The organism is Kribbella amoyensis (assembly GCF_007828865.1).
GTDB lineage: Bacteria > Actinomycetota > Actinomycetes > Propionibacteriales > Kribbellaceae > Kribbella > Kribbella amoyensis.
Genome location: NZ_VIVK01000001.1, coordinates 178,929 through 194,680, shown reverse-complemented (window position 1 = coordinate 194,680; position 15,752 = coordinate 178,929). Strand labels below are relative to the sequence as shown.

General features: G+C 71.2%; 12 protein-coding genes. 9 read left to right on the top strand and 3 right to left on the bottom strand.

Going from position 1 to position 15,752, the window contains the following annotated elements; all coding sequences use genetic code 11:
• Positions 1-4: 4 nt before the first annotated feature.
• Positions 5-1,006, bottom strand: a complete 1,002-nt coding sequence (locus tag FB561_RS00980; RefSeq protein ID WP_145802016.1) for a GDSL-type esterase/lipase family protein — start codon at positions 1,004-1,006, stop codon at positions 5-7.
• 148 nt (positions 1,007-1,154) lie between these two features.
• On the opposite strand from FB561_RS00980, the gene FB561_RS00975 reads away from it, so the two are divergent.
• The 3 genes from FB561_RS00975 to FB561_RS00965 all read left to right on the top strand — a co-directional run bounded on the left by FB561_RS00975 (position 1,155) and on the right by FB561_RS00965 (position 3,583).
• The gene (locus FB561_RS00975; RefSeq protein WP_145802014.1) at positions 1,155-2,150 is read left to right on the top strand and encodes a threonine/serine dehydratase; all 996 of its coding nucleotides are present in this window, start codon (positions 1,155-1,157) and stop codon (positions 2,148-2,150) included.
• Positions 2,151-2,203: 53 nt separating this feature from the next.
• Positions 2,204-3,112 (top strand): ribonuclease Z, encoded by a 909-nt coding sequence (locus tag FB561_RS00970; RefSeq protein ID WP_145802012.1) that lies wholly within the window; start codon positions 2,204-2,206, stop codon positions 3,110-3,112.
• A 66-nt stretch (positions 3,113-3,178) separates the two neighbouring features.
• On the top strand, positions 3,179-3,583 hold the full coding sequence (locus FB561_RS00965; RefSeq protein WP_238334594.1) for a nitroreductase family deazaflavin-dependent oxidoreductase: 405 nt from the start codon (positions 3,179-3,181) through the stop codon (positions 3,581-3,583).
• Between the two features lie 12 nt (positions 3,584-3,595).
• On the opposite strand, the gene FB561_RS00960 is transcribed toward FB561_RS00965, so the two are convergent.
• On the bottom strand, positions 3,596-4,864 hold the full coding sequence (locus FB561_RS00960) for an FAD-binding oxidoreductase (protein WP_145802008.1): 1,269 nt from the start codon (positions 4,862-4,864) through the stop codon (positions 3,596-3,598).
• A gap of 119 nt (positions 4,865-4,983) precedes the next feature.
• Here FB561_RS00960 and pdxR point away from each other — a divergent pair, with 119 nt between their 5' ends.
• From pdxR to FB561_RS00945, 3 genes are all read left to right on the top strand, one after another.
• Complete coding sequence (gene pdxR / locus FB561_RS00955; RefSeq protein ID WP_145802006.1) at positions 4,984-6,396, top strand: MocR-like pyridoxine biosynthesis transcription factor PdxR; 1,413 nt, start codon at positions 4,984-4,986, stop codon at positions 6,394-6,396.
• 21 nt (positions 6,397-6,417) lie between these two features.
• Positions 6,418-7,239, top strand: a complete 822-nt coding sequence (locus tag FB561_RS00950) for an alpha/beta fold hydrolase (protein ID WP_202880515.1) — start codon at positions 6,418-6,420, stop codon at positions 7,237-7,239.
• A gap of 127 nt (positions 7,240-7,366) precedes the next feature.
• Positions 7,367-8,764, top strand: coding sequence for a S1C family serine protease (locus FB561_RS00945; RefSeq protein WP_145802005.1), 1,398 nt, complete (start codon positions 7,367-7,369; stop codon positions 8,762-8,764).
• A gap of 79 nt (positions 8,765-8,843) precedes the next feature.
• Here the strand turns inward: FB561_RS00945 and FB561_RS00940 are convergent, their stop codons facing one another.
• A complete protein-coding gene (locus tag FB561_RS00940; protein WP_145802003.1) occupies positions 8,844-9,704 on the bottom strand; it encodes an NAD-dependent epimerase/dehydratase family protein in 861 nt (286 codons plus the stop codon).
• A gap of 282 nt (positions 9,705-9,986) precedes the next feature.
• On the opposite strand from FB561_RS00940, the gene FB561_RS00935 reads away from it, so the two are divergent.
• The 3 genes from FB561_RS00935 to metH all read left to right on the top strand — a co-directional run bounded on the left by FB561_RS00935 (position 9,987) and on the right by metH (position 15,739).
• A complete protein-coding gene (locus FB561_RS00935; protein ID WP_238334593.1) occupies positions 9,987-11,426 on the top strand; it encodes an MFS transporter in 1,440 nt (479 codons plus the stop codon).
• Positions 11,423-11,977 (top strand): TetR/AcrR family transcriptional regulator, encoded by a 555-nt coding sequence (locus FB561_RS00930; protein ID WP_145802001.1) that lies wholly within the window; start codon positions 11,423-11,425, stop codon positions 11,975-11,977. The genes FB561_RS00935 and FB561_RS00930 overlap by 4 nt, the downstream gene beginning before the upstream one ends.
• A 162-nt stretch (positions 11,978-12,139) precedes the next feature.
• On the top strand, positions 12,140-15,739 hold the full coding sequence (metH, locus tag FB561_RS00925) for a methionine synthase (RefSeq protein ID WP_145801999.1): 3,600 nt from the start codon (positions 12,140-12,142) through the stop codon (positions 15,737-15,739).
• Positions 15,740-15,752: the final 13 nt, after the last annotated feature.

Here is a 15,752-nt window from a genome sequence, read left to right as displayed (position 1 = left end):
TTTTTCAGAGGGGGAGTGTCAGCAGAGGGGCCAGGCGGTCGGCTATCAGGTGGTAGCCGGTGGGGTTGGGGTGGACGTTGTCCTCGTAGTGGGTGCCGGCTTCTTCCGGGGTGAGGATGGTGCGGCCGTCGATGAGGTGGAGGTTGGGGTCGGCCAGGTGGCGGGCTCCTCTTTCGACGGCGGCCCGGATGTCGTCGAGGGTGAGGCCTACCGCGTTGGGTTTGCCTTCGAGCTCGGGTGCCGTCAGCGGGGTGATCACCACCAGCGGCGTATGCGGGTGGCCTTCGCGGACCGTGGCGAGGAAGGACTCGACCTGGCCGGGGAGGGTACGGCCGCTGAAGGTCGCGCCGCCGTAGATGTTGATGCCCAGACAGAGCGAGATCAGCCGGGCCGGGGTGTCGCGGAGAGTGGTGGCCGCGATCGGGTCCAGGTGGCACTCGCCCGCAAGACCCAGCGCGACCAGGTCCCAGCCGTGCCGCCGAGCGACCAAGGCCGGCCAGGTTTCGGACGGGCCGTCGGAGCCGGCGCACTGGGTGATCGAGCTGCCGTAGGTGATCCAGCGCGGCCCGGTCGGCGGCTGCGGTACCGCCTCGCCGTCGAAGCGGACCGCGCGGACCGCGATCGCGCCGGCGTGCGGGAGCCAGATCTCCAGCTCGGCCTCGTCCCCGGGCAACTCGACCGTGATCACCTGGTCGCCGGTCCCGACCTCGCACCGGCGGTGGAGTTCCCCACCGACCAGGAAGTCGACCGGCGCGATCTTGGTGTAGATGTCCAGCGCGGCCCGCAGTTCCAGGCTGACCGAGCGCGCCGTCGTCCGCCAGATCGCGCGGACTCCGGCCGGCGTCGCCGCGCGGGACCACAGCCGGTGCCCCGGGCGATCGGCGTACCCGCGCCAGTCGTGCAGACCGAAGTCCTGCCCGCGGGGGTCGAGCCGCCAGAACGTGGACCACCCGTCCGCGTCCACCTCGCGGTACCGGTACCCGGTCCACAGCGCGTCACCGACCACGACGTACCTCCTCCGCGGACTCCGCCTCGGTCGGGTGACTCCCGATGGCCGCTGGCACGGATCGTCCCTCCGCCGGGGAGCTACAACCTACCGTCTGCGTTCGCCGTCCGGGGTGTACCGCATGCTGGGGGAAGTGGAGAGGAGAAGCATGACCGAGTACGACCACTCGCGACCGCTCACCGCGCAGACCGTGGCCGAGCGGGCGCACGCCGTCGCGCCGCGGTTGCGCGAGCACCTGCCGGTGACGCCGCTGAGCCGGTTCGCCGCGTTCAGCGAGGAGCTCGGGGCCGAGGTCCTGGTGAAGTGCGAGCACCAGCAGCGCACCGGTTCGTTCAAGGCGCGCGGCTCGATGGCGAAGATCCTCACGCTGACCGACGAGCAGCGGCAGCGCGGCGTGGTCACCGCCTCGACCGGCAACCACGCGCTCGGGGTCGGCAACGCGCTCGCTTCGCTCGGCGGTCACGGCATCGTGTACCTGCCGGAGAACGCGTCGCCGTCGAAGGTGGCCGCGTTGCGCCGGTTCGGCCTGGAACTGCGGGCCGAGGGCACCGATTCGGGCATCCTCGAACCGAAGGCGCGCGCGTACGCCGCCGAGCACGACCTCACCTACGTCTCGCCGTACAACGACCCCGACATCATCGCCGGGCAGGGCACGGCCGGGGTGGAGATCATCGACCAGCTGGCAGGCGAATCGCTGGATGCGGTGGTCGTCGCGGTCGGCGGTGGTGGCCTGGTCAGCGGGGTCGCGGCCGTGCTGAAGCAGCACTTCCCCGAGCTCACGGTGTACGGCGCGTCGCCGGCCCAGGACGCGGCGATGGCGGCTTCGGTCGCGGCCGGGCAGATCGTCCAGGTCGAGGGCCACGACACGCTCTCCGACGGGACGGCCGGTAGCGTCGAGCCGGGCAGCGTCACCTTCGAGCTGTGCCGGGACCTGGTCGACGACTGGGTCCTGGTGCCCGAGGACGAGATCCGCGCCGCGCTGCGGACGGTGATCGACACCGAGCACCAGCTGATCGAGGGATCCGCGGCGATGGCGTTCGCCGCCACCCGTGTCCGCAGGGCGGAGCTGGCGGGCAAGCGCGTGGCCGTGGTGTCGTGCGGCGGCAACATCTCGTCGAGCACCCTGGTGGCCGCGCTGAGCTGATTGCCCAAAGCAACCACAGCCCTGACGGAAGGCGCCTTCGCTAGGCTGGGCCCGTGCGTGAACTGGTCGTGCTCGGTACCGGGAGCCAGGTGGCGACCCGGGACCGCAACCAGAACGGGTACTTCCTGCGCTGGGACGGCGACGGCTTCCTGTTCGATCCGGGCGAGGGCACCCAACGGCAGATGCTGTACGCCGGGGTCGCGGCCGGCGCGATCACGCGGTTGTGCGTGACCCACTTCCACGGCGACCACAGCCTCGGCGTACCGGGGGTCGTCCAGCGGCTGTCCCTCGACGACGTCCCGCATCCGGTGCACGCGCACTATCCGGCGTCCGGCCAGGCGTACTTCGAGCGACTCCGGTACGCCGCGTCCTTCTACGAGCGGGCCGAGCTCCGGGAGGAGCCGGTGGAGGAGGACGGGTTGCTCTCGGTCGGCCCGTTCGGTCAGCTGTGGGCGCGTCGGCTGGAGCATCCGGTGGAGGCCTTCGGGTACCAGCTGATCGAGCCCGACGGTCGCCGGATGCTGCCGGACCGGCTCGCGCGGTACGGCGTCGAGGGTCCCGCGATCGGCGAACTGCAGCGCGCCGGGTCCCTGACGATCGACGGGCGGACCGTCACCGTCGAGGACGTCAGCGAACCGCGGCCCGGCCAGCGGTTCGCGTTCGTGATGGACACCCGGCTCTGCGAGAACGTGTTCCACCTCGCCGACGGCGCGGACCTGCTCGTGATCGAGTCCACGTACCTGTCCACCGAGGCGACCCTGGCCCGGACGTTCGGCCACCTCACCGCCCGCCAGGCCGCCCGGGTCGCGCAGGAGTGCGGCGTCCGCAAACTGGTCCTCACCCACTTCTCCCAGCGGTACACCGACCTGGCCCTCTTCCACGCCGAGGCGGCGGCCGAGTTCGACGGCGAGATCGTGGTCGCCACCGACCTGGCCCGGATCCCGGTCCCGACCCGGCGCTGAGGACGGAATGCGGAAGCGGGTATCGGGGTTACGTTCAGCGTCCAGCATGACGAGAGGAGATCGACTGTGTACGGTGCGGAACACGTCCAGCGCTACGAGGAGACCGACGGCGAGGTCGGGTACGACTGGGGCGACCACGGGGCCCACATCCTGGTGCTCACCACGGTGGGCCGGAAGTCCGGCGAGGAGCGCAAGCACGCGCTGATCTTCCGCGAGGTCGACGGCGGGTACGCGATCGTCGCGTCGAACGGCGGGGCCAAGGCGGACCCGGCGTGGTACCTCAACCTGCAGGCCGACCCCGCCGTGAAGGTGCAGGTCAAGGCGGACCGGTTCGCCGCCCACGCGCGGACCGCGACCGACGAGGAGCAGGCCCGGATCTGGCCGCTGATGACCGAGGTCTGGCCCGACTACGACACCTACACGACCCGGACCGACCGGCCGATCCGGATCGTCGTCCTCGAACGCGCCTGACCGCTTCCCGGCTCAGGCCGGCCGGATGTTCTGGTTCAGGTGGAAGACGTTGGCCGGGTCGTACTTGGCCTTCAACGCCGTGAGCCGGGCCAGCTTGCCCGGCGAGTAGGCGCGGCCCACGCCCTCGTTGTTGAGGGTGTTGACGTACTGCCCGACCGTGTACGGCTCCTGCCGGCCGGCGTACTCGCGGACCGCGGCCATCCGGTCGGCGTCCTCGGCGGCGTCGTCCCAGCGCAGTGAGCTGACGAACTCGTACTGCGTGTCCCGGTGGCTGAACGCGGCGTCGTCCTCGGGCACGTCGGCGATGGCGCCGCCGTAGGCCTGCAGGGACGCGGCGGTCCCGGGGACGACGTCGAGCAACGCGCGAATCGCGTCGTCGGACAGGTCCGAGAAGTAGTGCCCCTTCCAGTACCGGCGGTACCGGTGTCCCTGCAGGCTGTCCTCCCGGGTCTGCAGGGCCAGGTACGACATCTCCTCGATGCTCTCGGCAACGACCGTGCCGAGCCCGCGGAACGCCTCGACCAGGCCGGCCGCCTCGGCGGGATCGCCGATCCAGACGAAACCGAGGACGAGTTCCTGGTGGGCCAGGTACGCCTTGAACGTGGCCCGGCGGGAGGCCGTCGCGTTCAGGTCGCGCCAGGCCCGGAGTACGTCGAAGCCCTCGTCGACGCCGAAACCGAACTCGGCCAGCAGCGTCCGGGTCCCGATGTCGTGCAGCCGGAACTCGAACTCGGTGACGATGCCGAAGTTCCCGCCGCCCCCGCGCAGTCCCCAGAACAGGTCCGCGTTCTCGGTCGCGCTCGCGGTGACCACCTCGCCGTCCGCGGTCACCACCTCGTACCGCGCGACGTTGTCGCAGGCGAGCCCGTGCATCCGGGCCAGCCAACCCATCCCGCCGCCGAGCGTGAGCCCGCCGACGCCGGTGTGCGACACGTTGCCGGCGGTGGTGGCGAGCCCGTACTTCTGGGTGGCGCGGTCGAGCTCGCCGAGCAGGGCGCCGCCCTGGATCCGGGCGAGCTTCGCGTCGGGGTCGACGCTGACGGCGCTCATCGGGGACAGGTCGATCATCAGCCCGCCGTCGGGGACCGCGTGGCCGGTGATGCTGTGGCCGCCGCATTTCACGCCGATCTCGAGCCCCTCGGACCGGGCGTACCGGACCGCCGCGGCCACGTCGGCGGTGCCGTGACACCGAGCGATCACGGCCGGTCGCCGGTCGATCATCGCGTTCCACACGATCCGCGCCTGGTCGTAGCCGGCGTCCCCTGGGTGCAACAGCTCCATCGGTCTCTCCCTCGCCCCTCGGACAGCGCTCACCTGCTTACCGCAGCGAACCAGCTGCCGCTTTCAAATCGATGTCATCACCCTGACAGCGCAGCGGTCCGTCGCTAAGGTCCAGTTCTGTGAGCCGATCCAGGACCAATTCCGCCACCGCCGGTGAGCTGCTGGTCGAGCTCCGCCGCGCCGACCCGGTGCCGTTGCACCAACAGCTGACCGGTGGGATCCGGGACCGGATCCGGCAGGGCCTGCTCCGGGCCGACACGGTGATGCCGTCGACCCGCGCGCTCGCGGCCGATCTCGGCCTGTCCCGGGGCGTCGTGGTCGAGGCGTACCAGCAGCTCGTCGCCGAGGGGTACCTGGTCAGCCGGAGCGGTGGTTACACCCAGGTCGCTCCCGCCGCCGTTCGCGCGGCCGAGCCGAGCCCGCCGCCGGTCGAGATCACGGTGCCGCGGATCGACTTCCGGTACAGCCGGCCGGACGTCTCGCAGTTCCCGCGCGCGGCCTGGCTGCGCTCGGTCCGGAAGGTGCTGGCCGAGATGCCGCACCTCAGCCTCGCGTACCTGGACGGCCGCGGCGCCGACGAGCTGCGGATCGCGCTGGCCGACTACTTGAACCGGGTCCGCGGTACCTCCGGGCGGCCGGAGAACCTGCTGGTCTCCAACGGATTCGCGCAAGGATCACGGCTGTTGCTCCAGGTCCTGGCCCAGCTCGGCCGTCGGCGGCTCGCGGTCGAGGATCCGTCCGACAACGAACTCCGGGACGTCGCCACCGCGGCCGGGTTGGAGACCGTCGGCGTCCCGGTGCTGGAGTCGGGGATCGACGTCGCCGCGTTGGAGAAGTCCGGCGCGGACGTGGTCCTGGTGACCGCGGCGCACCAGTTCCCGACCGGGGCGGTGGCGTCGGCCGGGACGAGGGCGGCGCTGGTGGCGTGGGCGACCGAACGGGACGCGCTGATCATCGAGGACGACTACGACGCGGAGTACCGGTACGACCGGGAGCCGATCGGCGCGATCCAGGGGCTGGCGCCGGAGCACGTGGTGTACGCGGGGACGGCGAGCAAGACGCTGGCGCCGGGGCTCCGGCTCGGCTGGCTGATCCTGCCGCGGCACCTGGTCGAGCCGATGGCGGCGGCCAAGTTCGCCGACGATCGCGGCTCGCCGGTCCTGGACCAGCTCACCTTCGCGGACTTCGTCGCCCGCGGGGAGTTCGACCGGCACCTGCGCCGGATGCGGCCGCGGTACCGGGCGTTGCGGGACACCCTGGTGGACCGGCTCGCCGAGCGGCTGCCCGAGCTGGAACCGGTTGGCATCTCGGCCGGGCTGCACGTGCTGACCTGGTTACCGCCCGACCTGTCCGAGGACGCGGTCGCGGCGGCGGCCCGCGAGCGCGGCCTCGGCGTCTACGGACTCCGGCCGTACTGGGTCGGCGCACCGCGCGCGGAGGGCCTGGTCTTCGGGTACGGCGGCCTGACCGAGAAGGCGGTCGTCGAGGGCGTCGACCTGCTGGCCGAGACCGTCGCGTCGCTGCGTCGTTGAGACCGTTGTCGAGGACCCGTCGTGGTGAGGGGAGTCATGGAGGACCGCTACGCCGAGACCGTGCTCGGCCGGATCCGGTTGCGGGTGGCCGGGTCCGGTCCGGCGATCCTGTTCTGGCCGAGCCTGCTGATGGACGGGCTGCTCTGGCGGGGACAGGTCGAGCACTTCGCCGATCGGTACCAGGTGGTGCTGGTGGATCCGCCGGGACACGGCGGATCGAGTCCGTTGACGCGGCCGTTCACGTTCGACGAGTGCGCCCGGGTGATCGCGCAGATCCTGGACGCGCTGGAGCTCGACCGCGTCCACGTCGTCGGCAACTCGTGGGGCGGGATGATCGGCGGAACGTTCGCGGCCCGGTATCCGGACCGGGTCGGGGCCGCGGTCCTGATGAACGCGACCGCGTCCCCGGCCGGCCGCCGGCAGCGGGCCGAGTACGCCGCGCTGACGGGGGCGGCCCGGGTGCTCGGGGGAGTGCGGGGACCGCTGGTCCGGCCGGTGATCGACGCGTTCCTCGGTCCGACCGCGCGCCGGGACAAACCCGAGGTGGTTGCCGCGGTCAACGAATCGGTCCGGCGGGTGGCGATCGCGTCCGGGCGGCACGCGGTGACCAGCGTGGTACCGCGGCGGCCGGACCAGCGGGCGTTGTTCGGCCGGATCACGGCGCCGGTCCTGGTGGTCGCCGGGGCCGAGGACGCCACCTTCGGAGTCGCCGAGACCCGGGTGATGGCCGAGGCGATCCCGGGCGCGGAGTTCGTGGTCCTGCCCGCCGCCGCGCACCTGGCCGCACTGGAGTGCCCGGCCGAGGTGAACGCGCTGATCGACGGGGCCATTTCGTTGCTCTAGGCACCGGAATTGCGGTGTGCCGGGGGTCACGGCGAATTCTCAGCCTTTTCCTCTGTTGGTCCGATGGAACTCTCAGGGTGCCGAGGTCTACTCGATCTCAGGACAGGTTGAGGAGGCGCCAGGAGCCATGAACGATCAGCAGCAGTACGGGCCGCAGTACGGGCCGGGAACCCCGCAGGGACAGCCCGCGTACCAGCCGGCCGGGCAGCCGGGGTACCCGCCGTACGCGGCTCAGTACGGTCCGTGGGGCGGGGCTCCGGGTGGACCGTTCCACCAGCCGCCGCGCCGGCGGAAGCGGTTGCCGCTGCTGATCGGGTCGCTCGGTCTGGCCGCCGTCGTGGTCGCCGGCTCGCTCGCCTGGGGGATCGACCAGCACGAGGCCGCGAACTCGGCCAAGCTCGCGCAGGTGGTCACCCCGGCCTCGGTCGCGGCCCAGGTCTCGCCCGGCCTGGTCGACGTGAACACCGTGCTCGGGTACGAGGGCGCACGGGCCGCGGGGACCGGGATCGTGCTGACGTCCGACGGCGAGATCCTCACCAACCACCACGTGATCGAGGGCGCCACCCAGATCTCCGTGACCGACATCGGCAACGGCAGGACGTACCAGGCCGGCGTGGTCGGGTACGACAGCGCGCACGACATCGCGGTCCTGAAGCTGAAGGACGCCTCCGGGTTGCAGACGGCGAAGACCGGCGACTCGTCGAAGGTGGCGGTCGGTGACCAGGTGGTCGGGATCGGCAACGCGGGCGGCGTCGGCGGACAGCCGAGCTACGCCGCGGGCCAGGTCACCGCGCTGAACCAGGCGATCACCGCGACCGACGAGGGCGGCTCCGACCCGGAGAACCTGACCGGCCTGATCGCGACCGACGCGAACATCCAGGCGGGCGACTCGGGCGGTCCGCTGGCGAACGCCTCGGGTGAGGTGATCGGCGTCGACACCGCGGGCTCGGGTGGCAACAACGGCGGCAACGGCGCCCCCGGCCAGACCGCGTACACCCCGGGCCAGCCGGGCTTCGGCGACGGCTCCGGCCAGGGCGACGGCGGCTTCGGCGACGGCTCGGGCAACGGCGGCTTCGGTGACGGCTCGGGTCAGGGCAACGGCGGCTTCGGCCAAGGCGATGGCGGTCAGAGTGACGGTCAGGGCAGCGGGCAGGGGAGTGCGCAGGGCTTCGCGGTGCCGATCAACCAGGCGCTGTCGATCGTGGACCAGATCGAGGCGGGCAACGGTTCGTCGGACGTGCACATCGGCGAGACCCCGATGCTCGGCATCTCGGTCGCCGACACCGGCTCCGGCGAGGGCGCGGTCGTCAACGACGTACTCGCCGGCGGCAAGGCCGCCGCGGCCGGTCTCAGCGCGGGCGACGTGATCACCGAGGTCGACGGCCACCAGATCGACTCGCCGGACGCGCTCGCCGGCACCCTCAACCAGCACCACCCCGGCGACAAGGTGAGCGTCACCTGGACCGGCCAGGACGGCCAACAGCACCAGCAAACCATCGAACTGACCACCGGACCGGTCCGCTGACCCTCCCCCACAAAGCGGACCCAACCGATCGGGCCCGGCTCCTCCATCCCCCTCGGAGCGCCGGGCCCGATCGCTGTGCTCAGCCGCCGAAGAAGCCTTCGCGCCACGACCGGTGGACGGGCCGCCAGCCCAGCTCGCGGGCCCGGGTGTTGTCTGCACCGCGCGCCCACCCGTTCCTCGTACCGGCAGCTGCGCCCGGCCTGTCGCTCACCGCGCCGACCGAGTTGGCGAAGACCGGAACCCACTCGGAGGCCGGCGCTGGTTCGTCGTCGACGATGTTGACCACGCCGGTCGGCCAGATGAGCGCGGCAACGGCTGCGGATGCGGCGTCCGCGACGTGGAGGAAGCTGCTGATGTCGGCCGTCGGCTTCAACCGACCGTCGCGGACCTGCTCGTCCATCCAACCGCCCTCGCGGTACCAGGTCCCCGGCCCGTAGAGCAGCCCGTACCGCAGCACCACCGACTCGGGGACCTCCGCCACGATGCCCTCCATCGTCGCCACCGCACCCACGGTCCGCGCCCGAGCCTCCGACGATGCCTCCAGATCGAGCGGGGTGTCCTCGGTCGCAGGGCTATCGCCGGGTTCGTACACCCACGCGATGCTCTGGACGATCACCCGTCCCACCTCGGCCGCCAGCGCTGCGTCCACGAGATTCCGGGTCCCGACCTCGCGGATCCGGGAGTTCGCCTGGAAGTCCCCGCCGCCGAGATCCGTCAGCTGGTGCATCACCACGTCGGGCTTCGCCGCCGCGACCACCTCGGCCAGCGGCGTGGCGTCGTACACGTCGGCCACCGCCGCCTCCGCGCCCAACCGGCGGAGCGTCTCGCCGTCGGATGCGCGCCGGGTCAGCCCGGTCACCTGGTGTCCGGCCGCGAGCAGCAGCGGGACCAGGTTCCGCCCGACCACCCCGGTCGCGCCGGCCACGAACACCCGGCTCATCCGCGCCACCGCCGATCCAGCTGAGCAAGGAACTCGAGGTACGGCAGGGGCAGCTGCGGCCGGTTCGCCGGCCTGGATTCGGTCACGCTGCCACGGTAGAAGCCGTACGGCCCGGCGGACTGGTCCACTTCGCCCCGGATCCCGCGGGCCAATCAACCGGCCGCGACCAGCTCGTGAAATCACTTGGCCCTGGGGTGAACAGTTGTTTACTGTGGACGGGTAAACAGCTGTTCACCCCGGCGCGGACGCCCACCGCGCGGTCCGTCGTGAGGATGCCCCGCCTTGACCGTCCGTCCCGCTGCCCACCCGCGCCTGATCCTGGCCGCGCTCGCCTCGTGTGGCGTGCTCGTCTCGGTGATGCAGACGATCGTCGTGCCGTTGCTGCCCGAGCTGCCCGCTCTCACCAACAGCCACCCGGCGGACGTCAGCTGGCTGGTCACGGTGACGCTGCTGACCGGTGCGGTGTTCACGCCGCTGCTCGGCCGGGCCGGTGACATGTACGGGAAACGCCGGGTCCTGCTGATCGCGCTGGCCTCGATGGTGCTCGGCTCGCTGCTCTGCGCGACCAGCTCGCACCTGGCGCTGCTGATCACGGGCCGGGCGTTCCAGGGGGCCGCGGTCGCCGTCGTCCCGCTGGGCATCAGCATCCTGCGGGACGAACTGCCGCCCGAGCGGGTGATCCCGTCGATCGCGTTGATGAGCTCCACCCTCGGGGTCGGCGCCGCGTTCGGGATCCCGGCCGCGACGCTGGTGGTGGAGTACGCGAACTGGCACGCGATGTTCTGGATCTGCGCCGGTCTGGGCCTGCTCGACATCGTGCTCGTACTGCTGATCGTGCCCGAGTCCACCTTGCGGACCAGCGGGCGGTTCGACGTTCTCGGGGCACTCGGGCTGAGCGCGTTCCTCGTCTGCCTGCTGCTCGCGGTGTCGAAGGGGAGCGCGTGGGGCTGGTCGTCGGCCCTCACCCTCGGGTTGTTCGGCGGCGCGCTCGTGGTCGTGGGGTTGTGGGTGCTGTACGAGTTGCGGAACGCCACGCCGTTGGTGGATCTCCGGGTCTCGGCGCGACCCGCTGTCCTGTTCACGAACCTGGCCGCGTTGCTGATCGGGTTCGCGTTCTACGCCAACTCGTTGTCCACCGCCCAGCTGGTCCAGGAGCCGACGTGGACCGGGTACGGGCTCGGGGCATCGATCGTGGTGAGCGGGTTGTGCCTGTTGCCCGGTGGGGTCGCGATGGTGCTGCTTTCGCCTGTGTCGGCACGGATCTCGGCGGCTCGCGGACCGCGGTTCACCTTGGCGATCGCGGCCGCGCTGATGGCCGCGGGGTACGTGGTCCGGCTGTTCACCAGCGAGAACCTGGCCGCCATCGTGGCCGGGGCCACCGTGGTCGCGGCCGGGACCGCGGTCGCGTATTCGGCACTTCCGGCCCTGATCATGCATGCTGTCCCGGTGACCGAGACGGCCGCCGCGAACGGCCTGAACACGTTGATGCGCACGATCGGGCAGGCCGTCTGCAGCGCGATCGTGGCGACCGTGCTGACGAACCTCGTGCTCACCGACAGCGGCCGGACCGCGCCGAAGCTGTCGGCGTACCTGACCGTGTTCGTGATCGCCGGCCTGGCCGCGCTGGCCGCCGTCGGTCTCACCCTGCTGATCCCGGCCCGCCGTCCGGGCGCAGCGGTACGCCCGGCCGCCGATCTCGCCGAAGCCGGCCGGCCGACGTGACCGACGCGAGCCGGACGGCGATCCTGCGGGCCGCGCGCAAGGCGTTCGCGCGGCAGCCGTACGCCGCGGTCACGTTGCGCGGGATCGCGGCCGACGCGAACGTCAGCGCCTCGCTCATCGTCAAGCACTTCGGCGGCAAGGAGTCGTTGTTCGACGCCGTCGCCGACTTCGGCGAAGCGGCCGAACTGTTGCTCGCGGCCCCTAACCCCGACCTCGGCCGGCACGCGGTCCTGACCCTGGTCCGCTGGCGCCGGGACAACGGTTCCGACCTGCTCGTCCGGGTCGTCTTCGCGGCCGGGAGCGGTGACGAACGCGCCCTGATCCGGGAGCGCTTCCGCGACCAGGTGGTCCGCGCCTTCGCCGGCCGCCTCACCGGCCCGGACCGCGAGCTCCGGGCCGAGCTGATCGTGGCCCACCTGCTCGGCCTCGGCGCCGCCCTCGCGGTGAACAAGACCGGCCTGCTCGCGAGCACCGAGCCGGACCAGCTCGCCGACCTGTACGCCCCGGCACTGCAGGGCCTGATCGAACCGACCAAGGTGCGGTCGGGCTGAGTCTCACCGACTGGTCCCGGGATTCTGTGCCGTGTGTCACCACCCGGTAGCATGGACCGTCCAGGTCGAGAGGCGCTGCAACGGGTCCGGAGGGTCCGCCACGCTCGGCCTGCATCCTGATCGCAAGGGCGCCTCCGGAGATTTCTGGAGGCGTAGGTGACGATGAGCTCGTTGAAAGACCTGCTCAACCAGCGGGTGGCCGTACTGGACGGCGCATGGGGCACGATGCTCCAGGGGGCGAAGCTGACCCCCGCCGACTACCAGGGCGACCGCTTCGTCGACCACACCCACGACGTCACCGGCGATCCGGACCTGCTCAACCTGATGCGTCCGGACGTCATTCTCGACGTCCACCGGCAGTACCTCGAGGCCGGTGCCGACATCACCACCACGAACACCTTCACCGCGACCAGCATCGGTCAGGCCGACTACGGTCTGCAGTCGCTGGTCCGCGAGATGAACGTCGAGGGCGCCCGGCTGGCCCGGCAGGCCGCCGACGCGGCCGGCGGCCGGTACGTGGCCGGCTCGATCGGCCCGCTGAACGTCACCCTCTCACTGTCGCCGCGGGTCGAGGACCCGGCGTACCGGGCGGTGTCCTTCCAGCAGGTGTACGACTCGTACGCCGAGCAGATCTCCGCGCTCGCCGAGGGCGGGGTCGACCTGCTGCTGGTCGAGACGATCTTCGACACCCTGAACGCGAAGGCCGCGATCGCCGCCGCCCGCGACGTCGCCCCGCAGCTGCCGCTGTGGATCTCGGTCACCATCGTCGACCTGAGCGGCCGGACCCTGTCCGGCCAGACGGTCGAGGCGTTCTGGAGCTCGATCGAGCACGCCGACCCGCTGCTGGTCGGGGTGAACTGCTCGCTCGGCGGCAGGGAGCTGCGCCCGCACGTCGTCGACCTGGCCCGGTTCTCCGACACCTACGTCGCGACCCACCCGAACGCCGGTCTGCCGAACGCGTTCGGCGGGTACGACGAGACCCCGGAGCAGACCGCCGCGATCATCGAGGAGTTCGCCACCTCCGGTCTGGTCAACGTGGTCGGTGGCTGCTGTGGCACGACGCCCGCGCACATCGCCGCGATCGCGGACGCGGTGAAGGGGCTGCAGCCGCGGACCGTCGCGGCGAAGCCGGAGAACACCCGGTTCAGCGGGCTGGAGCCGTTCAGCATCGGCCCGGACACCGGGTTCGTGATGATCGGCGAGCGGACCAACGTGACCGGGTCGGCGAAGTTCCGCCGGCTGATCGAGGGCGACGACTACCAGGCCGCCGTCGACGTTGCGCTGGACCAGGTCCGCGGCGGCGCGAACCTGCTCGACGTGAACATGGACGCCGACCTGCTCGACAGCGAGCAGGCGATGACCACGTTCCTGAACCTGATCGCGACCGAGCCCGAGGTGGCCCGGATCCCGATCATGATCGACAGCTCGAAGTGGTCGGTGCTGGAGACCGGGCTGAAGTGCGTGCAGGGCAAGGGCGTGGTCAACTCGATCAGCCTGAAGGAGGGCGAGGAGGAGTTCCTCGCCCACGCCCGGCGGATCCGGGACTTCGGCGCCGGCGTCGTGGTGATGGCGTTCGACGAGCTCGGCCAGGCCGACACCACCGAGCGCAAGGTGGCGATCTGCGCCCGCGCGTACGACCTGCTGACCGAGCAGGTCGGCTTCCCGGCCGAGGACATCATCTTCGACCCGAACGTCCTCGCTGTGGCGACCGGGATCGCCGAGCACAACGGGTACGCCAAGGCCTTCATCGACGCGCTGCCGCTGATCAAGGAGCGCTGCCCGGGCGTCCACATCAGCGGCGGGATCTCGAACCTGTCCTTCTCGTTCCGCGGCAACGACGTGGTCCGCGAGGCGATGCACTCGGCGTTCCTGTTCCACGCCGGCAAGGTCGGCCTGGACATGGGCATCGTGAACGCCGGCCAGCTCGCGGTGTACGAGGACATCCCGAAGGACCTGCTGGAGCTGGTCGAGGACGTCCTGTTCGACCGGCGCGAGGACGCCACCGACCGGCTCGTGACGTTCGCCGAGACGGTCAGCGGCAAGGGCAAGAAGCGCGAGGTCGACCTGTCCTGGCGCGAGGGCACGGTCCAGGAGCGGCTGTCGCACGCGCTGGTGCACGGGATCGTCGACTTCATCGAGGCCGACACCGAGGAGGCCCGGCAGCAGCTGCCGCGGCCGCTCGAGGTGATCGAGGGCCCGTTGATGGACGGGATGAAGATCGTCGGCGACCTGTTCGGGGCCGGCAAGATGTTCCTGCCCCAGGTGGTGAAGAGCGCCCGGGTGATGAAGCGCTCGGTGGCCTACCTGGAGCCCTTCATGGAGGAGGAGAAGGAGCAGGCCCGCCGGGAGGGTCGGGCCGAGATGGTCCGCGGCCAGGGCAAGGTCGTGCTGGCCACGGTCAAGGGCGACGTGCACGACATCGGCAAGAACATCGTCGGCGTCGTGCTCGGCTGCAACAACTACGAGGTCATCGACCTCGGCGTGATGGTGCCGGCCGCCAAGATCCTGGACACCGCGGTGTCCGAGGGCGCCGACGCGGTCGGCCTGTCCGGGCTGATCACGCCGTCGCTGGACGAGATGGTCTCGGTCGCCGAGGAGATGCAGCGCCGCGGGCTGAAGCTCCCGCTGCTGATCGGTGGTGCGACCACCTCCAAGCAGCACACCGCGGTCCGGATCGCCCCGGTCTACGAGAACACCTCCGTGCACGTGCTGGACGCGTCCCGGGTCGTCGGCGTGGTCTCCGACCTGCTCGACCCGGAGCGGTCCGAGAAGCTTGCCGTCAGCAATCGTGAGGACCAGGACCGGCTCCGCGAGCAGCACGCGAACAAGCAGCGCAGCCCATTGCTCACCGTCGAGCAGGCCCGGGCGAACGCCGAGCCGGTGGAGCACGGCGAGCCGCCGGTCCCGGCCTTCACCGGACTGCGCCGGGTCTCGCCGTCGATCGAGACGCTGCGCGCGATGATCGACTGGCAGTTCCTGTTCCTGGCCTGGGAACTGAAGGGCAAGTACCCGGCGATCCTGGACCAGCCGGTCGCGCGCGAGCTGTTCGACGACGCGAACACGCTGCTCGACCAGATCATCGCGGACGGCTCGTTCACCGCCGAGGGCGTGTACGCGTTCTGGCCGGCGCACAGCGAGGGCGACGACATCCTGCTGGACGGGATCGACGCGTCGTTCCCGATGCTGCGGCAGCAGACCGAGAAGCCGGCCGGCCGGCACAACCGCTGCCTGGCCGACTACGTGGCGCCGGCCGGTGACCACCTCGGTGGCTTCGGGGTCGCGATCCACGGCGCCGAAGACCTGGCCAAGCAGTACGAGGCGAAGAACGACGACTATAAGGCGATCATGGTCAAGGCGCTGGCCGACCGGCTCGCCGAGGCGTTCGCCGAGTGGATCCACCTGGAGGCCCGGCGGGCCTGGTTCGAGCCGGACGCGGAGCCGGTCCTGGAGGACCTGCACGCCGAGCGGTTCCGTGGCATCCGGCCCGCGCTGGGGTATCCGGCCAGCCCGGACCACAGCGAGAAGAAGGTGCTGTTCGAGCTGCTCGAGGCGGACAAGATCGGCCTCGGCCTGACCGACTCGTACGCGATGACGCCGGCCGCCGCGGTCAGCGGGCTGATCTTCCAGCACCCCGAGTCGCGGTACTTCAGCGTCGGCCGGCTCGGTCAGGACCAGATCGAGGACTACGCCCGGCGCCGCGGCCTGGACGTCGCCGAGGTCGAGCGCTGGCTCCGGCCCAACCTCGGCTACGACCCGAAGTAGGCCACCGCGGTCC